At 62.5% G+C, this 18,372-nt stretch carries 18 protein-coding genes and 1 pseudogene; 14 read left to right on the top strand and 5 right to left on the bottom strand.

The features are described 5' to 3' along the window. Nucleotides 1-74 precede the first annotated feature (74 nt). From upp to rng, 9 genes are all read left to right on the top strand, one after another. Nucleotides 75-725, top strand: a complete 651-nt coding sequence (gene upp / locus HDG39_RS26910) for a uracil phosphoribosyltransferase (RefSeq protein ID WP_184010134.1) — start codon at nucleotides 75-77, stop codon at nucleotides 723-725. Nucleotides 726-1,296: 571 nt separating this feature from the next. After that, the gene (locus HDG39_RS26905) at nucleotides 1,297-2,025 is read left to right on the top strand and encodes a YebC/PmpR family DNA-binding transcriptional regulator (protein WP_184010132.1); all 729 of its coding nucleotides are present in this window, start codon (nucleotides 1,297-1,299) and stop codon (nucleotides 2,023-2,025) included. A gap of 104 nt (nucleotides 2,026-2,129) precedes the next feature. Then, nucleotides 2,130-3,413, top strand: a complete 1,284-nt coding sequence (purD, locus tag HDG39_RS26900; RefSeq protein WP_184010130.1) for a phosphoribosylamine--glycine ligase — start codon at nucleotides 2,130-2,132, stop codon at nucleotides 3,411-3,413. Between the two features lie 292 nt (nucleotides 3,414-3,705). After that, nucleotides 3,706-4,629: an oxygen-dependent coproporphyrinogen oxidase gene (gene hemF, locus HDG39_RS26895; protein WP_184010128.1), complete on the top strand. Its 924-nt coding sequence runs from the start codon at nucleotides 3,706-3,708 to the stop codon at nucleotides 4,627-4,629. Between the two features lie 43 nt (nucleotides 4,630-4,672). After that, the gene (locus HDG39_RS26890) at nucleotides 4,673-5,392 is read left to right on the top strand and encodes a nicotinate-nucleotide adenylyltransferase (protein ID WP_221305873.1); all 720 of its coding nucleotides are present in this window, start codon (nucleotides 4,673-4,675) and stop codon (nucleotides 5,390-5,392) included. A 4-nt stretch (nucleotides 5,393-5,396) separates the two neighbouring features. Further along, a complete protein-coding gene (gene rsfS, locus HDG39_RS26885; RefSeq protein ID WP_018419969.1) occupies nucleotides 5,397-5,846 on the top strand; it encodes a ribosome silencing factor in 450 nt (149 codons plus the stop codon). A gap of 36 nt (nucleotides 5,847-5,882) precedes the next feature. After that, nucleotides 5,883-6,353 (top strand): 23S rRNA (pseudouridine(1915)-N(3))-methyltransferase RlmH, encoded by a 471-nt coding sequence (rlmH, locus tag HDG39_RS26880; RefSeq protein WP_184010126.1) that lies wholly within the window; start codon nucleotides 5,883-5,885, stop codon nucleotides 6,351-6,353. Between the two features lie 253 nt (nucleotides 6,354-6,606). Further along, entirely contained in the window at nucleotides 6,607-7,236 is a 630-nt protein-coding gene (locus tag HDG39_RS26875) for a Maf family protein (protein ID WP_184010124.1), read from the top strand. A 9-nt stretch (nucleotides 7,237-7,245) separates the two neighbouring features. After that, entirely contained in the window at nucleotides 7,246-8,715 is a 1,470-nt protein-coding gene (rng, locus tag HDG39_RS26870; protein WP_018419966.1) for a ribonuclease G, read from the top strand. Nucleotides 8,716-9,053: 338 nt separating this feature from the next. Here rng and HDG39_RS26865 read toward each other — a convergent pair whose 3' ends face one another. The 5 genes from HDG39_RS26865 to HDG39_RS26845 form a co-directional block, all read right to left on the bottom strand. Next, nucleotides 9,054-9,278, bottom strand: a complete 225-nt coding sequence (locus HDG39_RS26865; RefSeq protein ID WP_260328276.1) for a hypothetical protein — start codon at nucleotides 9,276-9,278, stop codon at nucleotides 9,054-9,056. Between the two features lie 156 nt (nucleotides 9,279-9,434). After that, nucleotides 9,435-10,001 (bottom strand): PH domain-containing protein, encoded by a 567-nt coding sequence (locus tag HDG39_RS26860; RefSeq protein WP_184010122.1) that lies wholly within the window; start codon nucleotides 9,999-10,001, stop codon nucleotides 9,435-9,437. A 19-nt stretch (nucleotides 10,002-10,020) separates the two neighbouring features. Continuing rightward, nucleotides 10,021-10,452 (bottom strand): DUF4279 domain-containing protein, encoded by a 432-nt coding sequence (locus tag HDG39_RS26855; RefSeq protein ID WP_184010288.1) that lies wholly within the window; start codon nucleotides 10,450-10,452, stop codon nucleotides 10,021-10,023. A gap of 68 nt (nucleotides 10,453-10,520) precedes the next feature. Then, a complete protein-coding gene (locus HDG39_RS26850; RefSeq protein WP_260328275.1) occupies nucleotides 10,521-11,459 on the bottom strand; it encodes a hypothetical protein in 939 nt (312 codons plus the stop codon). A 194-nt stretch (nucleotides 11,460-11,653) separates the two neighbouring features. After that, nucleotides 11,654-11,926 carry a hypothetical protein gene (locus HDG39_RS26845; RefSeq protein ID WP_184010120.1) on the bottom strand — a complete coding sequence of 91 codons (273 nt, stop codon included), beginning with the start codon at nucleotides 11,924-11,926 and terminating at the stop codon, nucleotides 11,654-11,656. Between the two features lie 84 nt (nucleotides 11,927-12,010). Here HDG39_RS26845 and HDG39_RS26840 point away from each other — a divergent pair, with 84 nt between their 5' ends. The 5 genes and pseudogenes from HDG39_RS26840 (at nucleotide 12,011) to HDG39_RS26825 (ending at nucleotide 18,351) form a co-directional block, all read left to right on the top strand. After that, nucleotides 12,011-12,190 carry a hypothetical protein gene (locus HDG39_RS26840; RefSeq protein WP_184010118.1) on the top strand — a complete coding sequence of 60 codons (180 nt, stop codon included), beginning with the start codon at nucleotides 12,011-12,013 and terminating at the stop codon, nucleotides 12,188-12,190. Nucleotides 12,191-12,575: 385 nt separating this feature from the next. Then, nucleotides 12,576-12,989 (top strand): annotated as a pseudogene (locus tag HDG39_RS35255) (site-specific integrase); the annotation flags it as partial. A gap of 199 nt (nucleotides 12,990-13,188) precedes the next feature. Next, complete coding sequence (gcvA, locus tag HDG39_RS26835; protein WP_184010116.1) at nucleotides 13,189-14,097, top strand: transcriptional regulator GcvA; 909 nt, start codon at nucleotides 13,189-13,191, stop codon at nucleotides 14,095-14,097. 287 nt (nucleotides 14,098-14,384) lie between these two features. Then, nucleotides 14,385-16,883 carry a CoA transferase gene (locus HDG39_RS26830; protein WP_184010114.1) on the top strand — a complete coding sequence of 833 codons (2,499 nt, stop codon included), beginning with the start codon at nucleotides 14,385-14,387 and terminating at the stop codon, nucleotides 16,881-16,883. A 376-nt stretch (nucleotides 16,884-17,259) separates the two neighbouring features. Beyond that, nucleotides 17,260-18,351, top strand: coding sequence for an ABC transporter ATP-binding protein (locus tag HDG39_RS26825; RefSeq protein ID WP_184010112.1), 1,092 nt, complete (start codon nucleotides 17,260-17,262; stop codon nucleotides 18,349-18,351). Nucleotides 18,352-18,372 lie beyond the last annotated feature (21 nt).

Genomic DNA, 18,372 nt, shown 5'->3' with positions numbered 1-18,372 from the left:
ACCTTCCGGCGCGCACGGAGCCAACGGACGAGCGCGCCGAACCGATCCACCTTGCCGCCGCGCGCGAGCCCGCCATGACCCAGGACAGCCGTTTCCCCAATCTCTTCATCCTCGATCACCCGCTGATCCAGCACAAGCTGTCGCACATGCGCGACCGGGACACGTCGACGCGCACGTTCCGCGAACTGCTGCGCGAAATCACGCTGCTGATGGGCTACGAAATCACCCGCAACCTGCCGATGACGACGCGCCGCATCACCACGCCGCTCGTCGAGATCGACGCGCCGGTGATCGCCGGCAAGAAGCTCGCGATCGTGCCGGTGCTGCGCGCGGGGGTCGGCATGTCGGACGGCCTGCTCGAGCTGGTGCCGTCGGCGCGCGTCGGCCATATCGGCGTGTATCGCGCGGAGGATCATCGGCCGGTCGAATATCTGGTGCGGCTGCCGGATCTCGAAGACCGCGTGTTCATCCTCTGCGATCCGATGGTCGCGACCGGCTACTCGGCCGTGCACGCGGTCGATGTGCTCAAGCGCCGCAACGTGGCCGCCGAGAACATCATGTTCCTCGCGCTCGTCGCCGCGCCCGAGGGCGTGCAGGTGTTCCACGACGCGCACCCGGACGTCAAGCTGTTCATCGCGTCGCTCGATTCGCATCTGAACGAGCATGCGTACATCGTGCCGGGCCTGGGCGACGCGGGCGACCGGTTGTTCGGTACGAAGAACTGACGCGCCGGGGGCCAGCGGGGGTGGCCTGGCGATGCCGCCGCTCCCGAACCGGCCCCGCTTTCGCCCGCATCCGGCCCTCCCGGCGACACATCCGCGCCGCCTCCAGTCATTTTCGCGTCGATTTCATTGCATTTGCGGCCGGTTTCGCGGCGCGGCCCCCTCTGCCGCACCCTCGCGGCATGATAAAATTCGCATCCGCTCGACGGAGCGGCTCGACCCGCACGATCACTCGCACCGCCGCCTGCAATTTCGACTGGCGCCCCGCGCCTTCGCACCGGGTCATGCGGCGCCTGGCCGCGCAAGCTGCCCCGCTCCATCGCGCCGCCGCCCTGCGGCCCCGCCTGGCCGGCCGATCATGCACGAACCGGCACGAACGCCTACCGGCGGGCAAGCGCGGAACGACGCACGGGAACGGCCAGGCTGAGATCGGCCAACAGGAGCAACAAGCACGAGCGGCCGGCAGCCTTTCACCTGACGGATTGACATCGAGGCGCAACACGCGAGGCGCCCGACATCGCAACGACAATTGCACTATGCGTGTGCCCCGCTGGCGCGCGCGACGGAGAAAAGTATGGCGGGTCATTCGAAATGGGCCAACATCAAGCATAAGAAAGCAGCTGCCGATGCCAAACGCGGCAAGGTCTGGACGCGGCTCATCAAGGAAATCCAGGTTGCGGCCCGTCTGGGCGGCGGCGAAATCGACTCGAACCCGCGTCTGCGGCTCGCGGTCGACAAGGCGTACGACGCCAACATGCCGAAGGACAACATCAACCGCGCGATCCAGCGCGGTGTCGGCGGCGCGGACGGCGCGAACTACGAGGAAATCCGCTACGAAGGCTACGGCATCGGCGGCGCGGCGGTGATCGTCGACACGATGACCGACAACCGCACCCGCACGGTCGCGGAAGTGCGTCACGCGTTCTCGAAGAACGGCGGCAACATGGGCACCGACGGCTCGGTGTCGTTCATGTTCGATCACGTCGGCCAGTTCCTGTTCGCTCCCGGCACCGCCGAAGACGCGCTGATGGAAGCCGCGCTCGAAGCGGGCGCCGACGATGTCGTGACGAACGAGGACGGCAGTATCGAGGTGCTGTGCCCGCCGAACGATTTTTCGAAAGTGAAGGCTGCACTCGAAACGGCGGGCTTCAAGGCCGAACTGGCCGAAGTCACGATGAAGCCGCAGACCGACGTCGAATTCACCGGCGACGATGCCGTGAAAATGCAGAAGCTGCTCGACGCGCTGGAAAATCTGGACGACGTGCAGGAAGTCTATACAAACGCGTCGATCGCCGGCGAGTGATGGCGCGCCGGGCTCTGACATCGTTTGCCCTTGCTGTTGATGGTTTATTGCACGGCTGAGCACACCGCTCGGCCGTTTATGGTTTTCAAGTCTCGGGGATTCACATGAAGTTACTCGTCGTCGGTTCCGGCGGTCGCGAACATGCGCTGGCATGGAAGCTCGCGCAATCGCCGCGGGTCCAGCTCGTCTACGTCGCGCCGGGCAACGGCGGCACCGCTCAGGATGAGCGTCTGCTCAACATCGACATCACAGAGCCGGCCGCGCTCGCGGATTTCGTCGAAAAAGAACAGATCGCGTTCACGCTGGTCGGGCCGGAAGCGCCGCTCGCGGCAGGCATCGTCAACCTGTTCCGCTCGCGCGGTCTGAAGATCTTCGGGCCGACCAGGGAGGCCGCCCAGCTCGAAAGCTCGAAAGATTTCGCCAAAGCGTTCATGAAGCGCCACGGCATCCCGACGGCCGAGTACGAAACCTTCGCCGACGTCGCCGCCGCGCACGCGTATCTGGACGCCAAGGGCGCGCCGATCGTGATCAAGGCCGACGGCCTCGCCGCCGGCAAGGGCGTGGTGGTCGCGCAAACGCTGGAGGAAGCGCACGCCGCGGTCGACATGATGCTGTCGGACAACAAGCTCGGCGACGCCGGCGCGCGCGTCGTGATCGAGGAGTTCCTCGCCGGCGAGGAAGCGAGCTTCATCGTGATGGTGGACGGCAAGCACGTGCTCGCGCTCGCGTCGAGCCAGGATCACAAGCGTCTGCTCGACGGCGACCAGGGCCCGAACACGGGCGGCATGGGCGCCTACTCGCCCGCGCCGATCGTCACGCCGCAACTGCATGCGCGCGTGATGCGCGAAATCATCCTGCCGACCGTGCGCGGCATGGAGAAGGAAGGTATCCGCTACACCGGCTTCCTGTACGCGGGCCTGATGATCGACGCGCAAGGCAACCCGAAGACGCTCGAATTCAACTGCCGGATGGGCGACCCCGAAACGCAGCCGATCATGGCGCGTCTGAAAGGCGACTATTCGAAGGTGGTGGAACACGCGATCGCCGGCACGCTCGACACCGTCGAGCTCGAATGGGACCGCCGCACCGCGCTCGGTGTCGTGCTCGCCGCGCACAACTACCCGGACACGCCGAGGAAGGGCGACCGCATCAACGGCATTCCCGCCGAAACCGCGGATTCGGTCACGTTCCACGCCGGCACCGTGCTGACGGACGGCAAGCTGACCACCTCGGGCGGGCGCGTGCTGTGCGTCGTCGGTCTCGCGGATTCGGTGCGCACCGCGCAGGCGGCCGCGTACCACACGATCAACCAGATCGCGTTCGACGGCATGCAGTACCGCCGCGACATCGGCTATCGCGCGCTCAACCGCAAGCACGACGGCAAGTAAGCTTCGCTAGCGCTGGACGCCGTGCGGGCGGCGCACTGCCGGTGCCACAGGCGCCGCAGTGCGGGCACGTTACACGACGCGCGCTACACTCAATCTTTCCCGCTCGTCGCGGCAGACGGGCACGGAGCCCGCGAATCGACCGAAGCGGCAAACCGCCTCCCATGTTCGCCTCCGGCAACCAGGCAATCCGAACCAGCGGTCCGAGTGCGCAGACACCCAGCGCGAACGCGGCCATCGCTTTCTTTCGAAGAACCCGCGGCACGACGAGCGTGCCGCCCCAGCACCTGCATTCATGAGCAATTCGAGCTACGACGCACAAGCCGTGCGCAGCTGGCTGCAAGGCCTGCAATCGCATATCGCGGGCACGCTCGGCGCCTTCGACGGCACCGCGTTCGCCACCGACGCGTGGCAGCGCGCGCCCGGCGAGAAGCTGCGCGGCGGCGGCGTCACGCGGATTCTCGAAGGCGGCCAGTTCTTCGAGCGCGCGGGCATCGGCTTCTCGGACGTCGCGGGCGACGCACTGCCGGGCTCGGCGAGCGCCGCGCGGCCGCAACTGGCCGGGCGCGCCTTCGAGGCGATGGGCGTGTCGCTCGTGCTGCATCCGCACAATCCGCACTGCCCGACCGTGCACATGAACGTGCGCCTGCTCGTCGCGACGAGGGAAGGCGAAGAACCGGTGTTCTGGTTCGGCGGCGGCATGGACCTGACGCCCTACTACGGCTACGAAGAGGACGCGCGGCATTTCCATCAGGTGTGCCGCGACGCGCTCGCGCCGTACGGCGCGGACCTGTACCCGCGCTTCAAGCGCTGGTGCGACGAGTACTTCTTCCTGAAGCACCGCAACGAACCGCGCGGCATTGGCGGGATTTTCTTCGACGATTTCTCGGCGCCGGGCTTCGAGCAATCGTTCGCGATGCTCAAGAGCGTCGGCGAGGGCTTTCTCAACGCGTACCTGCCGATCATCGAGCGGCGCCGCAATACGCCGTATGGCGAAGCCGAGCGCGCGTTCCAGGCCTACCGGCGCGGCCGCTACGTCGAGTTCAATCTGGTCTTCGACCGTGGCACACTGTTTGGGCTGCAGAGCGGCGGACGCACCGAATCGATCCTGATGTCGATGCCGCCCGTGGTGAACTGGCGCTACGACTGGCACCCCGAGCCGGGCACGCCGGAAGCGCGTTTGTACAGCGATTTCCTCGTGCCGCGCGAGTGGGTGTGACGCGCCACCTGTCTCGCTTACGGTCACGACAAAGGATCCTCACCTGAAGCCGAACGCTCACCCTGTCGCCCTGCCTCGCCGGATCGGTCTGCTGGGCGGCACATTCGATCCGATCCACGACGGCCACCTCGCGCTTGCGCGGCGGTTCGCCGACGTGCTGCGGCTGACCGAACTGGTGCTGCTGCCGGCCGGCCAGCCGTGGCAGAAAGCCGACGTGTCGCCCGCCGAACATCGGCTGGCGATGACGCGCGCGGCGGCCGCGTCGCTCGCGATCCCCGGCGTGACGGTACGCGTCGCGACCGACGAAATCGAGCACGATGGCGCGACCTACACGGTCGAGACGCTGCAATGCTGGCGCGAGCGCGAAGGCGACGACGCATCGATCACGCTGCTGATCGGCGCGGATCAACTGGTGCATCTCGACACGTGGCGCGACTGGCGGCGCCTGTTCGAGCTCGCGCATATCGGCGCGGCCACGCGGCCCGGCTTCGACCTCGCGTCGGTCGCCCCCGCGGTCGCCAAGGAAATCGCCGCGCGCCGTGCGCGCGCCGACGTGCTGCAGGCCACACCCTGCGGCCATCTGCTGATCGACACGACGCTCGCGTTCAACGTTTCGGCCACCGACATTCGCGCGCATCTGCGCGAGCAGGTCAAGCAGCGGCTCGCCCACGCGGGTGCGGGCAGCGCACAGGATCAGGCCGCAAGTCATGTCCCCGCCGCGGTGTGGGACTATATTCTTCAACATCATCTGTACCACCGGTAACTCCATGGATATTCGCAAACTGCAACGCGTAATCGTCGACGCTCTCGAAGACGTCAAGGCGCAAGACATCAAAGTGTTCAACACCAGCCACCTGACCTCGCTGTTCGATCGCGTGATCGTCGCGAGCGGCACGTCGAACCGGCAAACCAAGGCGCTCGCGTCGAGCGTGCGCGAAGGCGTGAAGGAAGCCGGCGGCGAGATCATCAGCACCGAGGGCGAGGATATCGGCGAATGGGTGCTGGTCGATTGCGGCGACGCGATCGTGCACATCCTGCAGCCGGCCCTGCGCCAGTACTACAACCTCGAGGAAATCTGGGGCGACAAGCCGGTGCGCATCAAGCTGTCGACGCCGAATCCGTTCGGCGGCGCGCGCGCAAGCGAGCCCGACGACGAGGAAGACGAGGAAGCGCCGGCCGCGAAGCCCGCGCGCAAAACCACGGCGCGCCGCAAGTAAGCGGGCCGTGTCGGGCACAGCGCTACTGTCCTCGCGATGAAACTGCATATCCTCGCCGTCGGCCACAAGATGCCGGACTGGATCGCGACCGGCTTCGACGAATACGCGAAACGCATGCCGCCCGAGTTGCGCATCGAGCTGCGCGAGATCAAACCGGAGCAGCGCTCGTCGGGCCGTTCGGCCGAAAGCGTGATGGCCGCCGAACGGCAGAAGATCGAAGCCGCGTTGCCAAAGAACGCACGCATCGTCGCGCTCGACGAACGCGGCAAGGACTGGACCACGATGCAGCTCGCGGGCGCGTTGCCGGCCTGGCAGCAAGACGGCCGCGACGTGGCCTTTCTGATCGGCGGCGCGGACGGGCTCGATCCCGAGCTGAAGGCACGCGCCGATATGATGCTGCGCGTGTCGAGCCTCACGCTGCCGCACGCGATGGTGCGCGTGCTGCTGGCCGAACAGCTTTATCGGGCGTGGAGCATCACGCAAAATCATCCGTATCATCGCGCGTAGGTGCTGAAGCCTCGCGCGGCGACACCTGGCAACGATTCGTTGCTGCTGACGCGTCGCGCGCTCTGCTCCATACGCTTAAGCGTATTGCGGCCGCTTCATGCGATGATGCGCCCGACGCGCTGTGCGTCGATGCCGCTATTGGATGCAGCGCATCGATCGGATCACCGGCTCAACCTCGCCCCGCTCGCTCTTCCACGCCCACCCGCGTTCACCACCCCACGCCATCCGTTTCCCGCTCCATCGAGACCCGTTCATGCCCACGCCTTCCGCTTCGCTGCATCCGTTCGTCTACCTCGCCTCGCAAAGTCCGCGCCGCCAGGAGCTGCTGCAACAGCTCGGCGTGCGTTTCGAATTGCTGCTGCCGCGCCCCGATGAAGACGCCGAAGCGCTCGAAGCGGAACGGCCCGGCGAACACGCGCGCGACTACGTGCAGCGCGTGTGCATCGCGAAGGCGCAGGCGGCCCGCGCGCGGCTCCTCGACGGCGGTCACGAGGTGCGGCCGATCCTCGTCGCCGACACCACCGTCACGATCGACGACGCGATTCTCGGCAAGCCCATCGATGCCGACGATGCGGTCGCGATGCTCACACGTCTCGCGGGCCGCACGCACGAAGTGCTGACCGCGCTCGCCGTGATCGATGCCAACGGCGCGCTGCTGCCCGCGGCGTTGTCGGTCTCGAAGGTGCGTTTTGCTGCAGTGCACGCAGACGCGTTGCGTCGCTATGCGGCGAGCGGTGAGCCGCTCGGCAAGGCGGGGGCGTATGGCGTGCAGGGACGCGCGGCGGAGTTTATCGAGCATATAGACGGGTCCTATTCGGGTATCATGGGTTTGCCGCTTTTTGAAACCGCTGCCCTCCTGCGTGCAGCGCGCATCGACTTCTAGAACAACACCATGAATGAAGAAATCCTGATCAATGTCACGCCGCAGGAAACGCGCGTCGCGCTCGTTCAACAGGGCGCCGTCCAGGAACTTCATGTCGAACGAACGCTGTCGCGCGGCCGCGTCGGCAATGTCTATCTCGGCAAGGTCGTGCGCGTGCTGCCCGGCATGCAATCGGCGTTCATCGACATCGGCCTCGAACGCGCCGCGTTTCTTCATGTCGCCGACATCTGGCATCCGCGCATCGCCGGCGAAGCGCAACATCAAACACCGCATCAGCCGATCGAAAAGATCGTCTTCGAAGGTCAGACGCTGATGGTGCAGGTCGTCAAGGACCCGATCGGCACCAAGGGCGCGCGGCTGTCCACGCAAGTGAGCATCGCCGGGCGCACGCTCGTGTATCTGCCGCAGGAGCCGCACATCGGCATCTCGCAGAAAATCGAGAGCGAAGCCGAGCGCGAGGCCGTGCGTGCGCGTCTGACCGCCGTGCTGCCCGCCGACGAGAAAGGCGGCTACATTGTGCGCACGATCGCCGAGGATGCGACCAGCGAAGAGCTCGCAGCCGACGTCGCGTATCTGCGCAAGACGTGGGCGACGATTCTGTCGCAGGCCCAGCGCATGCCGCCCACCAGCCTGCTCTACCAGGATCTGAATCTCGCGCAGCGCGTGCTGCGCGATTTCGTCAACGATGAGACGTCGCGCATCCAGGTCGATTCGCGCGAGACGCATCAGATGCTCGCCGATTTCGCGGCCGAGTTCACACCGGCGGTATCGTCGAAGCTGCACCACTACACCGGCGAGCGGCCGCTGTTCGACCTGTACAACATCGAGGCCGAGATTCAGCGCGCGCTATCGCGTCGCGTGGATCTGAAGTCGGGCGGCTACCTCGTGATCGACCAGACCGAGGCGATGACGACGATCGACGTGAACACCGGCGGTTACGTCGGCGCGCGCAACTTCGACGACACGATCTTCAAGACCAACCTCGAAGCCGCGCATACCATCGCGCGGCAATTGCGGCTAAGAAATCTTGGCGGCGTGATCATCATCGATTTCATCGATATGGAAAACGTCGAGCATCGCGACCAGGTGCTAGGCGAATTGAAGAAGGCGTTGTCGCGCGATCGCACGCGGGTGACCGTCAATGGCTTCTCGCAACTCGGGCTTGTCGAGATGACGCGCAAGCGTACGCGTGAGTCGCTCGCGCATGTGCTGTGCGAGCCTTGCCCGATTTGCCAGGGCAAGGGGCAAGTGAAGACTGCGCGTACGGTGTGCTATGACGTGTTGCGGGAGATTTTGCGCGAGTCGCGGCAGTTCAATCCGCGCGAGTTTCGCGTGGTCGCTTCGCAGCAGGTGATCGATCTGTTTCTCGAGGAAGAGTCGCAGCATCTGGCGATGCTGATCGATTTCATCGGCAAGCCGGTGTCGTTGCAGGTGGAGTCGAATTTGAGTCAGGAGCAGTACGACATAGTTTTGATGTAGTTGCCAAAATCCTTATCCAGCAAGGATAGTGGCTAAAAAATGGCCTATTTTTCGCGCTAGCTACCCATCCAGCTACCCATTTTGGGTGCGCTGGCGATGAACGAGGATCAACGGGCCGTTCCCGTGACCATCAGAATTCGAAATCAGAAAAGAAAGGCCCGCGCGGATCACTCAGGCGAGCCCTTCCGTATAGATGACGCCCTATCGACACTCGCCCAGCGATGCCCACGCCTCGGCCAGAATCGAGCCAATAGCGATCAACGATAAAAGGGTGGCGGCAAGGACATAGGCGCGGCATGCGGCCATGGGCTGCCGGTTAGGTCTGCGTTCGTTGCTCGTCATGCTGCGTGATGTTTCGGCCGCGCGGCGTCGCAGCGTTGATCAATTGTGGCGCGCACGATCGGATTGGCGAGCAGCTGGCGGGAATCAAGCACGCCATAACGGGCGCGAAGCGCTTTTTCAACCGCCTGACAGTCGGCATACTTGTCGCTGTCGGCAAGGCTGTACGCAGCTCGCCGCATGGCCTCGCGCAGCCCAGCCCCTAGCACATCCCGACTCGTCATAGCTTGCCTTTGACGTAAGGGTGTCGCTTACATCATAGGTCGCACGACGAGACTGTTTGCACGTTATCAATTGCGCGGCCTTCATTGCGGCGGTATGCAGGACTACCGGTGAGCAGCGCGAAGCCGATAGCCAGGTTCGTCGCCATTCGTACAAGCTCACCGGGCAAGCATCCGAGTCTTCTGCTCAACAAACTCTGCCTCGGTCAGAACACCGCGCTCCCGTAGGCCGGCCAGCCGTTCCAGCTTCGAAACAATATCATCTGTCTGCACTGCATTGGTCTCTGACGGCGCAGCGACAGGGGCGGGGCTTCGGTATGCGTTCAAGGCGTCGCGTACTTTGTTGGTGAAGCCGGCTACCGACTTCTTCGGGACATTCTTGATTACGCGCTCACTGGCCGCGTCCTCGATGCGGATAGTCCCGAACACAAGCCCCGTGCTGCCAGATACCGCGTTTATCTTGTCCAGGTTGATAGAGATCTGCTTTAGTCCGAACAGAAGTCCCTTATCAAGGAAGATCACGCGATGGTCAGTCAACGCAATCAGCCAGGTGTTGCCGTCCATAAGCCCTGAAGCAAAAGCTAAAACCTGCTCACCATCCATGAGAATTTCAGGGAGGTGATTCAGCTCCTTTTTCGTGAAGAACCGGTCGTCACCGATTTCGCGGGCGATGCGGTTGTACTCCGCTTTGAGATCCTGCTTGCTGGCATTCTTAAAATCAAACATCGTGGGGGCCTTCTCCTGTTTACCGGTACTCGTCAATCTCGATGGTGCCGCCCATCGCTTCCATCATCGCGCGGATGTCGTCCGGCACATCGGGCATTCGGTCCCCGGTCTCGTTCATCCAGTAGCACCAGATCGACATAGCTACCCCGTCCCGGCAAACGAGATCGCGAAGACCGTGACGTGGCAAGGCGAGCGTCTTTATCAGGTACCGGAGATGCGGTTCCAACTGATTGCTTTGCACAGCGCGCTCGCTTTCAACTGCCCAGGAGCCACGTTTCGCCGGATGGTCGCTGAGCTTGCCAGATGGATAAAGGTACGGCTCTCCCTTCGTTCTGCTCCGACTCGGCGTCACGCCGAAATAGTCGGTCCAAAAGTCCGGCGATACGGCGTCCCCATTGATGTAGAACGTCGCATGAGCAAGCGGCCAGGTACTTGAGGAATCAGGGTGCATAGTTGTGGATGTTGTCATCGAGCAGTTGTCCGTTGAATTCGACGCTTCCGTCGACGTGGAAGATCACGTTATCCGATGGGCGCAGTCCGTTCTCTGGCTTGAGGAGGTGCAGCATTTTGCTGAAAGTGTTCTGGTCGTAACCAAGCATCTTCGCGGCAAAACTTCGGACTATTCGTAGAGGCCGCCAGCTCTTCAACGTCACCGCTTACCGCGTCCGGTGTGTATTCGAACGGCTGCGCGTCACCGAGCGGCGTCGATGTACCCTCTGCCGATTTAGCGAACCGCTCGGCCACACCGTCACCTTCGCCCATGTCCGCGTTGCCGCCGACAAGTGCACCGGCCACGGCCTCGACTACCCCAAGCAGGGCGCCGCCGCTGCTACTGCCGCCCATCGCAGCGCGCGCGGCGACCAGTCGCGATTCCCACGTGGTCGGATCGTACGGGCCTGACAGGACCGGCTCGCCGTTGAATGAGGTGATGCCGGGCGGGAACAGATTGGGAGAGCGGCTCCAGTAGGAGTCACCTCCACCCCCTGATGACGGCCAGCGCAGCGGTGCAGGGGTGGGGCTGTACACACGCCCCAGCGCGGAACGCCGGTCACGGTGGACCACCGGGACAAGCCGCCCATCTTTCACCGCCTGCCTGAGAACGCGCTCGATACTCGCGTTGTCGGTCGGCAGGTTCCAGTGCGGGAGACCCAGCGCATCCCTGACATAGGTCTGGATTTCGCGTAGAGCCTGACCGCCCGTGATCGTTCGCAGATCCCAGCGTGACCGGAAATACCGGTCGAAATCTTTCCGGTCCTGTTCAAGCTGCCTGCGCGCGTCTTCTTCTTCGTCCCGCCTGTCGTCCCTCATGAACGACGACCAGCCTCGCGAGCGGCTGCTATCTCGATCCCAAAACAGGCTGCTGCGCCGTTCTAGCTCCATGCTGTGACACTGGCTGGCGGCATGCAGCGTGCACTGCCAGCTGCACTCCAGCGGAATTTCTAGCGAGTTCCAGCGCATACGATGGTCTCTATCCGTGTGACGGCGTAAACCTAGCAGATCATCGGAAGGCTATGTTTTCGGGATATGTGCTGAAACTCAGGCTGGACGAGTGCGTTTGCGAGGCGCCTCGGCGTTGCGATGCTTAACCTGATCGCCTTTGGAACGTCAGAAATCAAGCAGTACATGAGCGCTATGCAGAAGCCCATTCAGCCCTAGCGTTCGGGCTCGTTGTGATCCCGGCCCCGGTCCCGCTGACGCTGCTGTTCGAACTGACGAGACCGCGCGGCACTGGCCTGTTCGTTGACCTGTCGTTGAGCCTTGACTGCTGCCTTCGCCAGTTCGGGTTGTCGGACCTGCACGCGCTCCTGGGCGACCGCGTTCGGGAACGGCAGACCCGTTACCCAGGCGGTGTCGCCCGTGCCGTACGCCTCGGCCCGCTTGCGAATCGCCCTGAGCGCAGCATCCGCCCGATCTGCCTCGATCACGAGCGCTCTGCGCTCCTGTTCCCACTTGTCACTGACGAGACGCCGCAACGCTGACGGGCGGGCCTCGTCGTGCTAGGCCAGCGAATGCCGCGCGTCTTTGGCGGCCTGTTCGCGTCCGGCCACTGCCTCGGCGATGTAAGCCGCCTGTTCGCGCACCACCTCGCGCTGGTAAAGGGCCAGCACTCGGTCGGAGAATACTGCCCGCAGCTTGTCCTGCAGCGCGTCAGGCTGGTCCTTTATCCGACCATCGAGCTCGGCCCATAGCTGATCAACCGTTCCCGGCTTCTTCGCGTCAGCTACGTCCGGTGCCAGCTCTGCGCGGGGCGCTCGATGACGGCGATCACCTCGCCGGAACGCACTACATCTTTAAGCACGCTCGCCAAGTCATCGGCGGCCGTACTAAGCCGGTGAAACTGGATGAAACTCAGCGCATTGTGGCGCGCCATACTATCCCCGCGTGTCGGCGCAAGATCCGACAGTGAGGCCTGCCGTGGGATACAGGCGTGGCGGGCCGCGCAAGGGTGCGACGGCCCGCTACATACTTGCCGCGCCCTCCTCGTCCCTAAGCGGCTTTTGACCGAGCGGGCATCCACATAGCCAGTGACTGGTGACAAACGGCGCGTGGTGGCTTGGTGTGCTCAATACCCGATCCCGCTACATTCTGCCAACCAGGGCGGCCAGCCGGGCGGCGCGGCATGGCGGCGACGCACACCTCAGCAAAGACGCTGTCCGGGAAGCCATCGATTACTGGATCGACAACCACAAACCTTCGATACGCCGATTTACACCGCATGATCTTCGTTCGACCATGAAGTCTCAGATGCGGAAGCTAAGGATCAGCCGCGACGTTTCTGAGATGTGTCTGAATCACAAGCTCCCCGGCGTCGAAGGAATATACGACCGATACACTTACTATGGCGAGCGACGCCTCGCCTTGGAGCAATGGGCAACGCAGGAGACCCAGATTGAGCGTTGCAATGTCGCTGGAATCGATCATGCCCATGCGAGCGTCTCGCATTGGGAAGTGCAACACTCCCGTGGCCGTGTTGCACTTCGCTCTTGAAACCGCCCCACCAGGCTTGTCATTTCAGAGTGTTCGAAATTCCGCGCTAACATACGTTCGATTGCCCCATTGGATGGAGTGAGCAGGCACTCGTCGACGCCAGGGAACGCCGCCGCGTCCGCGGGTCTAGTGGATCTTGAGTTGCCACAACGGCAACTAATCCACGAAGTCGGACAGCTTTAGTCAAACGGTCTGCAGAATGAGAAAACGATTACCTCCGCTTAACTGGTTGCGCGCATTTGAATCCTCTGCCCGGCATCTCAGTTTCACCCATGCGGCGACAGAGTTGAGCCTGACCCAGGCGGCGGTAAGCCAACAGGTGAAGGGACTCGAGTCGCAGTTGGGGGCAGTCCTCTTTAAGCGCTTGCCAAGAGGACTCGAGCTCACTGAGGCCGGGCTAGCCTATTTGCCGGTTGTCCACGAGGCCGTAGAGCGACTGGCGGCCGCAACTGAAGAGATCTTCGGGCAAGGTCACGGCAGAGTCCTTACCGTTCGGGTCAGCCTGGTGTTTTTTACCCATTGGCTGGCAATGCGCTTACCCGACTTTCGTGAACGCCACCCCGAGGTCAATCTGCGTATCACCAGCAACATATGGGGGGGCGATTCGAGCGTGACCGACGTCGAAGCCGATATGGAAATCCGCTATGGACATGGAGAATGGACGGGACTCAAGGCCGAGCGGCTGACCTGGGATACGTTGCTGCCGGTCTGCGCCCCATTCTTGCCCTCCGAACAGGCGCCACTGGCTACTCCGAAGGATCTCCGTCACCACGAACTACTCCACGTCCTGGGCTACGAGGAGGGCTGGGGATACTGGTTGAAGAAAGCAGGCGCGGGACAGGTCGACTCTTCGAAGGGAATGCAGTTCGATACCTTGATCTCTGCTTTGAGAATGGCCGAGCTTGGTCAAGGCGTGGCCTTGGCGCGCTCGTCGCTGGTCCAGTCGATGCTGGACACTGGGCAACTGATAGCGCCTTTCAAATCCCGGCTAACGACCAGTGAAGCTTTCTACCTGGTCTATTCTCCGCACAGCATCGTCAACCCTGATGCCGCCGCGTTCGTGGCCTGGTTGAGTGCGAAGGCCCAAGAAGGGCGTGCGCGGAACTGATCAACCAGGTTGACATCGCACGTCCATTTCGCCGGGCTGCCAGTGATCGACTGGCCATTTTCCTGCGCGTTCACTCCGCCGGCCTCAGCCATAAATAAAATAGCCCCATCCTCGTTTTTTTTATTGCTTTACCGGCTCCCCGTTGTATCCGACAGTGATCCCCAGTTCGTCGCCAAGGCCACTCGCCTCGCATTCGAAATGCGGTTGATTGGTGCGGGCGGCGACCCACCACAATGATGACCTGCGTTTCGGAAGATCTGCAGGTCCTGGAGATGAGTCGGTGAGCCATGGGAAAGCACAATCAACTGCCTTTTAGCGGCGTGAAAGTCATCGACTTTGGCCAGTACATCGCCGGCCCGGCCGTGGCGATGATCCTGGCGGATCTCGGCGCCACCGTCATTCACATCGATCCCCCTGCTGGGCCGCTTTGGGACAGCCCGGCCAATGCCGTACTGAACCGCAACAAGTATTGCTTGCAGCTTGACCTGAAGTCCGCGCAGGGGCGCGAGGCGGCCATGGCATTCATCGCGCGTGCCGATATCGTGATCGAGAACTTCCGGCCGGGCGTCATGACCCGGTTGGGCCTGGACTTCGCCGAGCTGCGTCGTCAAAGGCCTGAGCTCATCACGCTGTCCATCCCTGGCTTCGCCAGCAACGACCAGTTGCGTCGTCACTGGCGCGCCCTCGAGCCGATTATTGCGTCGGCCTCCGGGGTATTCACCGATATGGGTCAGAACCGCGTACTGATGGGGATAAACCCGAGCTTTTCGCCGCTGCCGCTAGCCTCGTCCTACGGCACCATGCTGGCTGTCTCCGCGGTGGCACTCGCTCTGCAAGCGCGGGAGCGCACGGGAGTGGGTGATCAAATCGAAGTGCCTCTGGCCGCGGCGGTGATGGAGGGGCTGTCTTACAACTCGATCAAGATCGACGGTTATCCCGAACGCTACAAGACCTTGCGCGAAAAGGAGATTGAGCGGCGGCGGTCGGAAAATCTTCCGATGAACCTCAGCTACGAAGAACTGCAAGAATATCTCGACCCCTTTTACCGCACGTACGAGTGCGCGGACGGTCGCAAGTTCTATGCGGTATGCCCGTCACACCGCTCGCACGCCAGGCGTTGCCTTCAGGCGATGGGCTTGTACGAGGAAATGCTATCTGCCGGGCTGCCGACAGTGAGCGACCCATACCTTCCTATCTCTCAGTGGGAGGGGGATGCCTCACTCGGTGTCTACCCGTTGCCTGACCATTGGGCCCGGCGCATTTCGGCACGCATGAAGGAGGTGTTCCTGACCAAGACAGCGACCGAGTGGGAAAAAATTTTCGGCGAAGGCCGGTTTCCCGGTGCGCCCCACCGATCGACTCAAGAATGGTTGCATGACGCGCACGCCAACGCCGCGGGTCTGGTGGTCGATGTCGACGACCACCAGTACGGCAACATGAAACAGCCCGGCGCGATCGCCTGGCTGGAAGACAGTGCCGACTTGATGCTCTCGCCCGACTCACGCCGCACGGTGAGTCTCAAAGAAGCCCTGGCCATCCTGGATGAGTGCGCGCCCACGGCACTGCCGCCCCCATCTGAACAGCATGTTGGCGGCTGGCTTGACGGTGTGCGTGTCCTCGATCTGACCAATGTCATCGCGGGTCCGCATTCGACCTCCTACCTCGGCCGGTTCGGCGCCGATGTCATCAAGCTCGACCCCGTAACACCCAACTATGATCCCTGGAACACAGTGGTCTTTGGCATGTCTTCGGGCCGCGGCAAGCAAAGCGTCCTGGTCGACCTGAACCACCCTGACGGACGCGAGGTGTTTAATCAATTGGTTCGTTCGGTTGACGTGATCGTGATGAATGCACCGGATCGTCAACTGGCACCTTTGGGTCTTGACGAAGCCAGTCTCCAGGCCGTCAACCCTGGCGTGATCTTCTGTCAACTGGATTGCTTTGGGGGACCGCGTCGCGGCCCGCGGAGCGATTATCTCGGTTACGACGACTTGGTCCAGGCCAGCACCGGCATCATGCTGCGCTTCGGCGGCGGCATGGCAACGCCAGAGGAACACGCTCACGTCGGAACCATTGACGTGAATTGCGGGTTCGCTGCGGCGCTCGGCGTTGCCGCCGCGTTATATCGCAAAGCCAGAACCGGCCAGATCAGCCGTGCCCGGACCTCCCTGGCATCGCTCGGCAACCTGGTGCAGATTCCCTTCTGCTACGACTACCCACGGCGGGCCCCGTTCGATGAACCTTCCGGCCGTAGCGCCCAGGGCTTTGGCAACCTGTCACGCTTCTTTCGGGCCGCGGATGACTGGTTGTATGTGGACGCCAGCGAAAAGGAACTGGACAAGCTAAACGCCGTGGAGGGGCTGACGGGCATCCGCGACGCGGCGGATCCCGCAGCGTTTCTCAGCTCCGCGCTCGCCACGGCCTCCGCCGAAACCTGGCAGACGCGGTTGCAAGCGGCCAATGTGGCGGCAGCCATTCCGGACAATATCGACAACTTGCGCCAACGCTACAGCCGCCCTGCAGACAATCGTCCGGGCATCGATAACGGCAGCTATTCATTCAGTGTGTATGCCGAGCATCCGAGTGGACGATGCGTCATCCAACTCGATCCTTTTGCGATTCGCCCTCACGTTGCTCCGATCCGCGCACTGGCGCCAGCAGAAAAGTTTGGTGCCTCGACCCGAGGGGTTCTGCGCAAGATGGGCTACAGCGATACCCAGATTGCGACGTTGATTGCGCGAGGAGCGGTCGGCGAGAGCTGGAGCGAGGAGTACTTGCCCAACTGAACACGTCGCCGTTGCGGGCAAGCCGGAACAAATCGCGACCGCTCCGCTGATGTATGGGCGCGGCCGACAGCAGCAAGCACCTAGAAGAAAAAAGGCTGTAGCGAAGGGGTGTTCGAATATTTATAAGATTGGAGACGAAGATGCACGTACGACACCGCAAGCTCCCGGGTACCGAAAACACCCGGCGAGGCGCAGAAATCGTTATCGAGAACCTCAATCGAGCTACGCAGCACATGGCGCGAAAACGCCCATGGCGAGGCACGGGGAAGGAGGTACCCTGTGCGCCTCCCTGTCGCCGCAGCCGATCCGCAGACACAGCACTACCGCCTGCGCTGCCAGGTGCCTTCCGCACCGAAAGACATTGAGGGTAACGATCATGCAAGACCAGGGCGATACATTTGTGAGCTTCCGCAATGTTCGGAAGACATACGACGGCGAAACACTCGTCGTCAAAGACCTGAATCTCGACATCCAGAAGGGGGAGTTTCTCACTTTGCTTGGTCCGTCTGGCTCGGGAAAGACCACCTGTCTCATGATGCTCGCCGGGTTTGAATACCCAACCGATGGAGAAATCTGGCTGGACGGTCAGTTACTTAATCGTATTCCGCCGCATAAACGCGACATTGGAATGGTATTTCAGAACTATGCACTCTTTCCACACCTGACCGTCGGACAGAACCTCGAGTATCCCCTCAAGGTTCGCAAGATGCCGCCAGACGAGCGGGCCGCGCGCGTCAAGCGGGCGCTCGAGATGGTCCACATGGAAAAGCTGGGCAAGCGAATGCCAGGTCAGCTCTCAGGCGGTCAGCAACAGCGAGTGGCGCTTGCGCGTGCGTTGGTGTTCAACCCCAAGCTTGTGCTGATGGACGAACCGCTTGGCGCGCTGGACAAACAGCTGCGCGAGCACATGCAGATAGAGCTCAAGGCATTGCACGAATCTCTTGGCCTGACCTTTGTGTACGTCACACACGATCAAGGTGAGGCGCTCACGATGTCTGATCGAGTAGCGGTCTTTGATCAGGGGGTGATCCAACAGCTCGACCAGGTCGACTCGCTCTACGAATCGCCGAGGAATCTGTTTGTAGCCAACTTCATTGGTGACAGTAACCGGGTGGAAGGCACCGTCGTAAGCCGGGATGGTAATTATTGCGAGTTGCGCATTGCAGACGGTACGACCGTCCGTGCGCTGAATGTTGCCGGGCTCAATGTCGGTAGCCACGCCACAGGAGTGATCCGTCCCGAGCGGCTCTCGATTGGACGGCAATCCGAACAGCAGCGCAATGTCATCAACAGCGAAACGCTTGGGATGATCTACTTCGGCGATCACGTCCGGCTACGCTGCCGCTGCCCCGGAGAAACAGAGTGTTTCGTGAAGGTTCCGCTCGGGCAGGACGGGGCGGCCCATGTCCAACCGGGAAATCGAATCGCGTTGTCGTTTCATGAAGATCATCTAAGAGTTTTCAATTGACCACGCGTAGCGAAATCACCT

This window comes from Paraburkholderia lebeckiae (assembly GCF_014201005.1).
Classification (GTDB): domain Bacteria; phylum Pseudomonadota; class Gammaproteobacteria; order Burkholderiales; family Burkholderiaceae; genus Paraburkholderia; species Paraburkholderia tuberum.
Note: the sequence above shows the minus strand (reverse complement) of the source record. Positions and strands in the feature narration are given on the sequence as shown.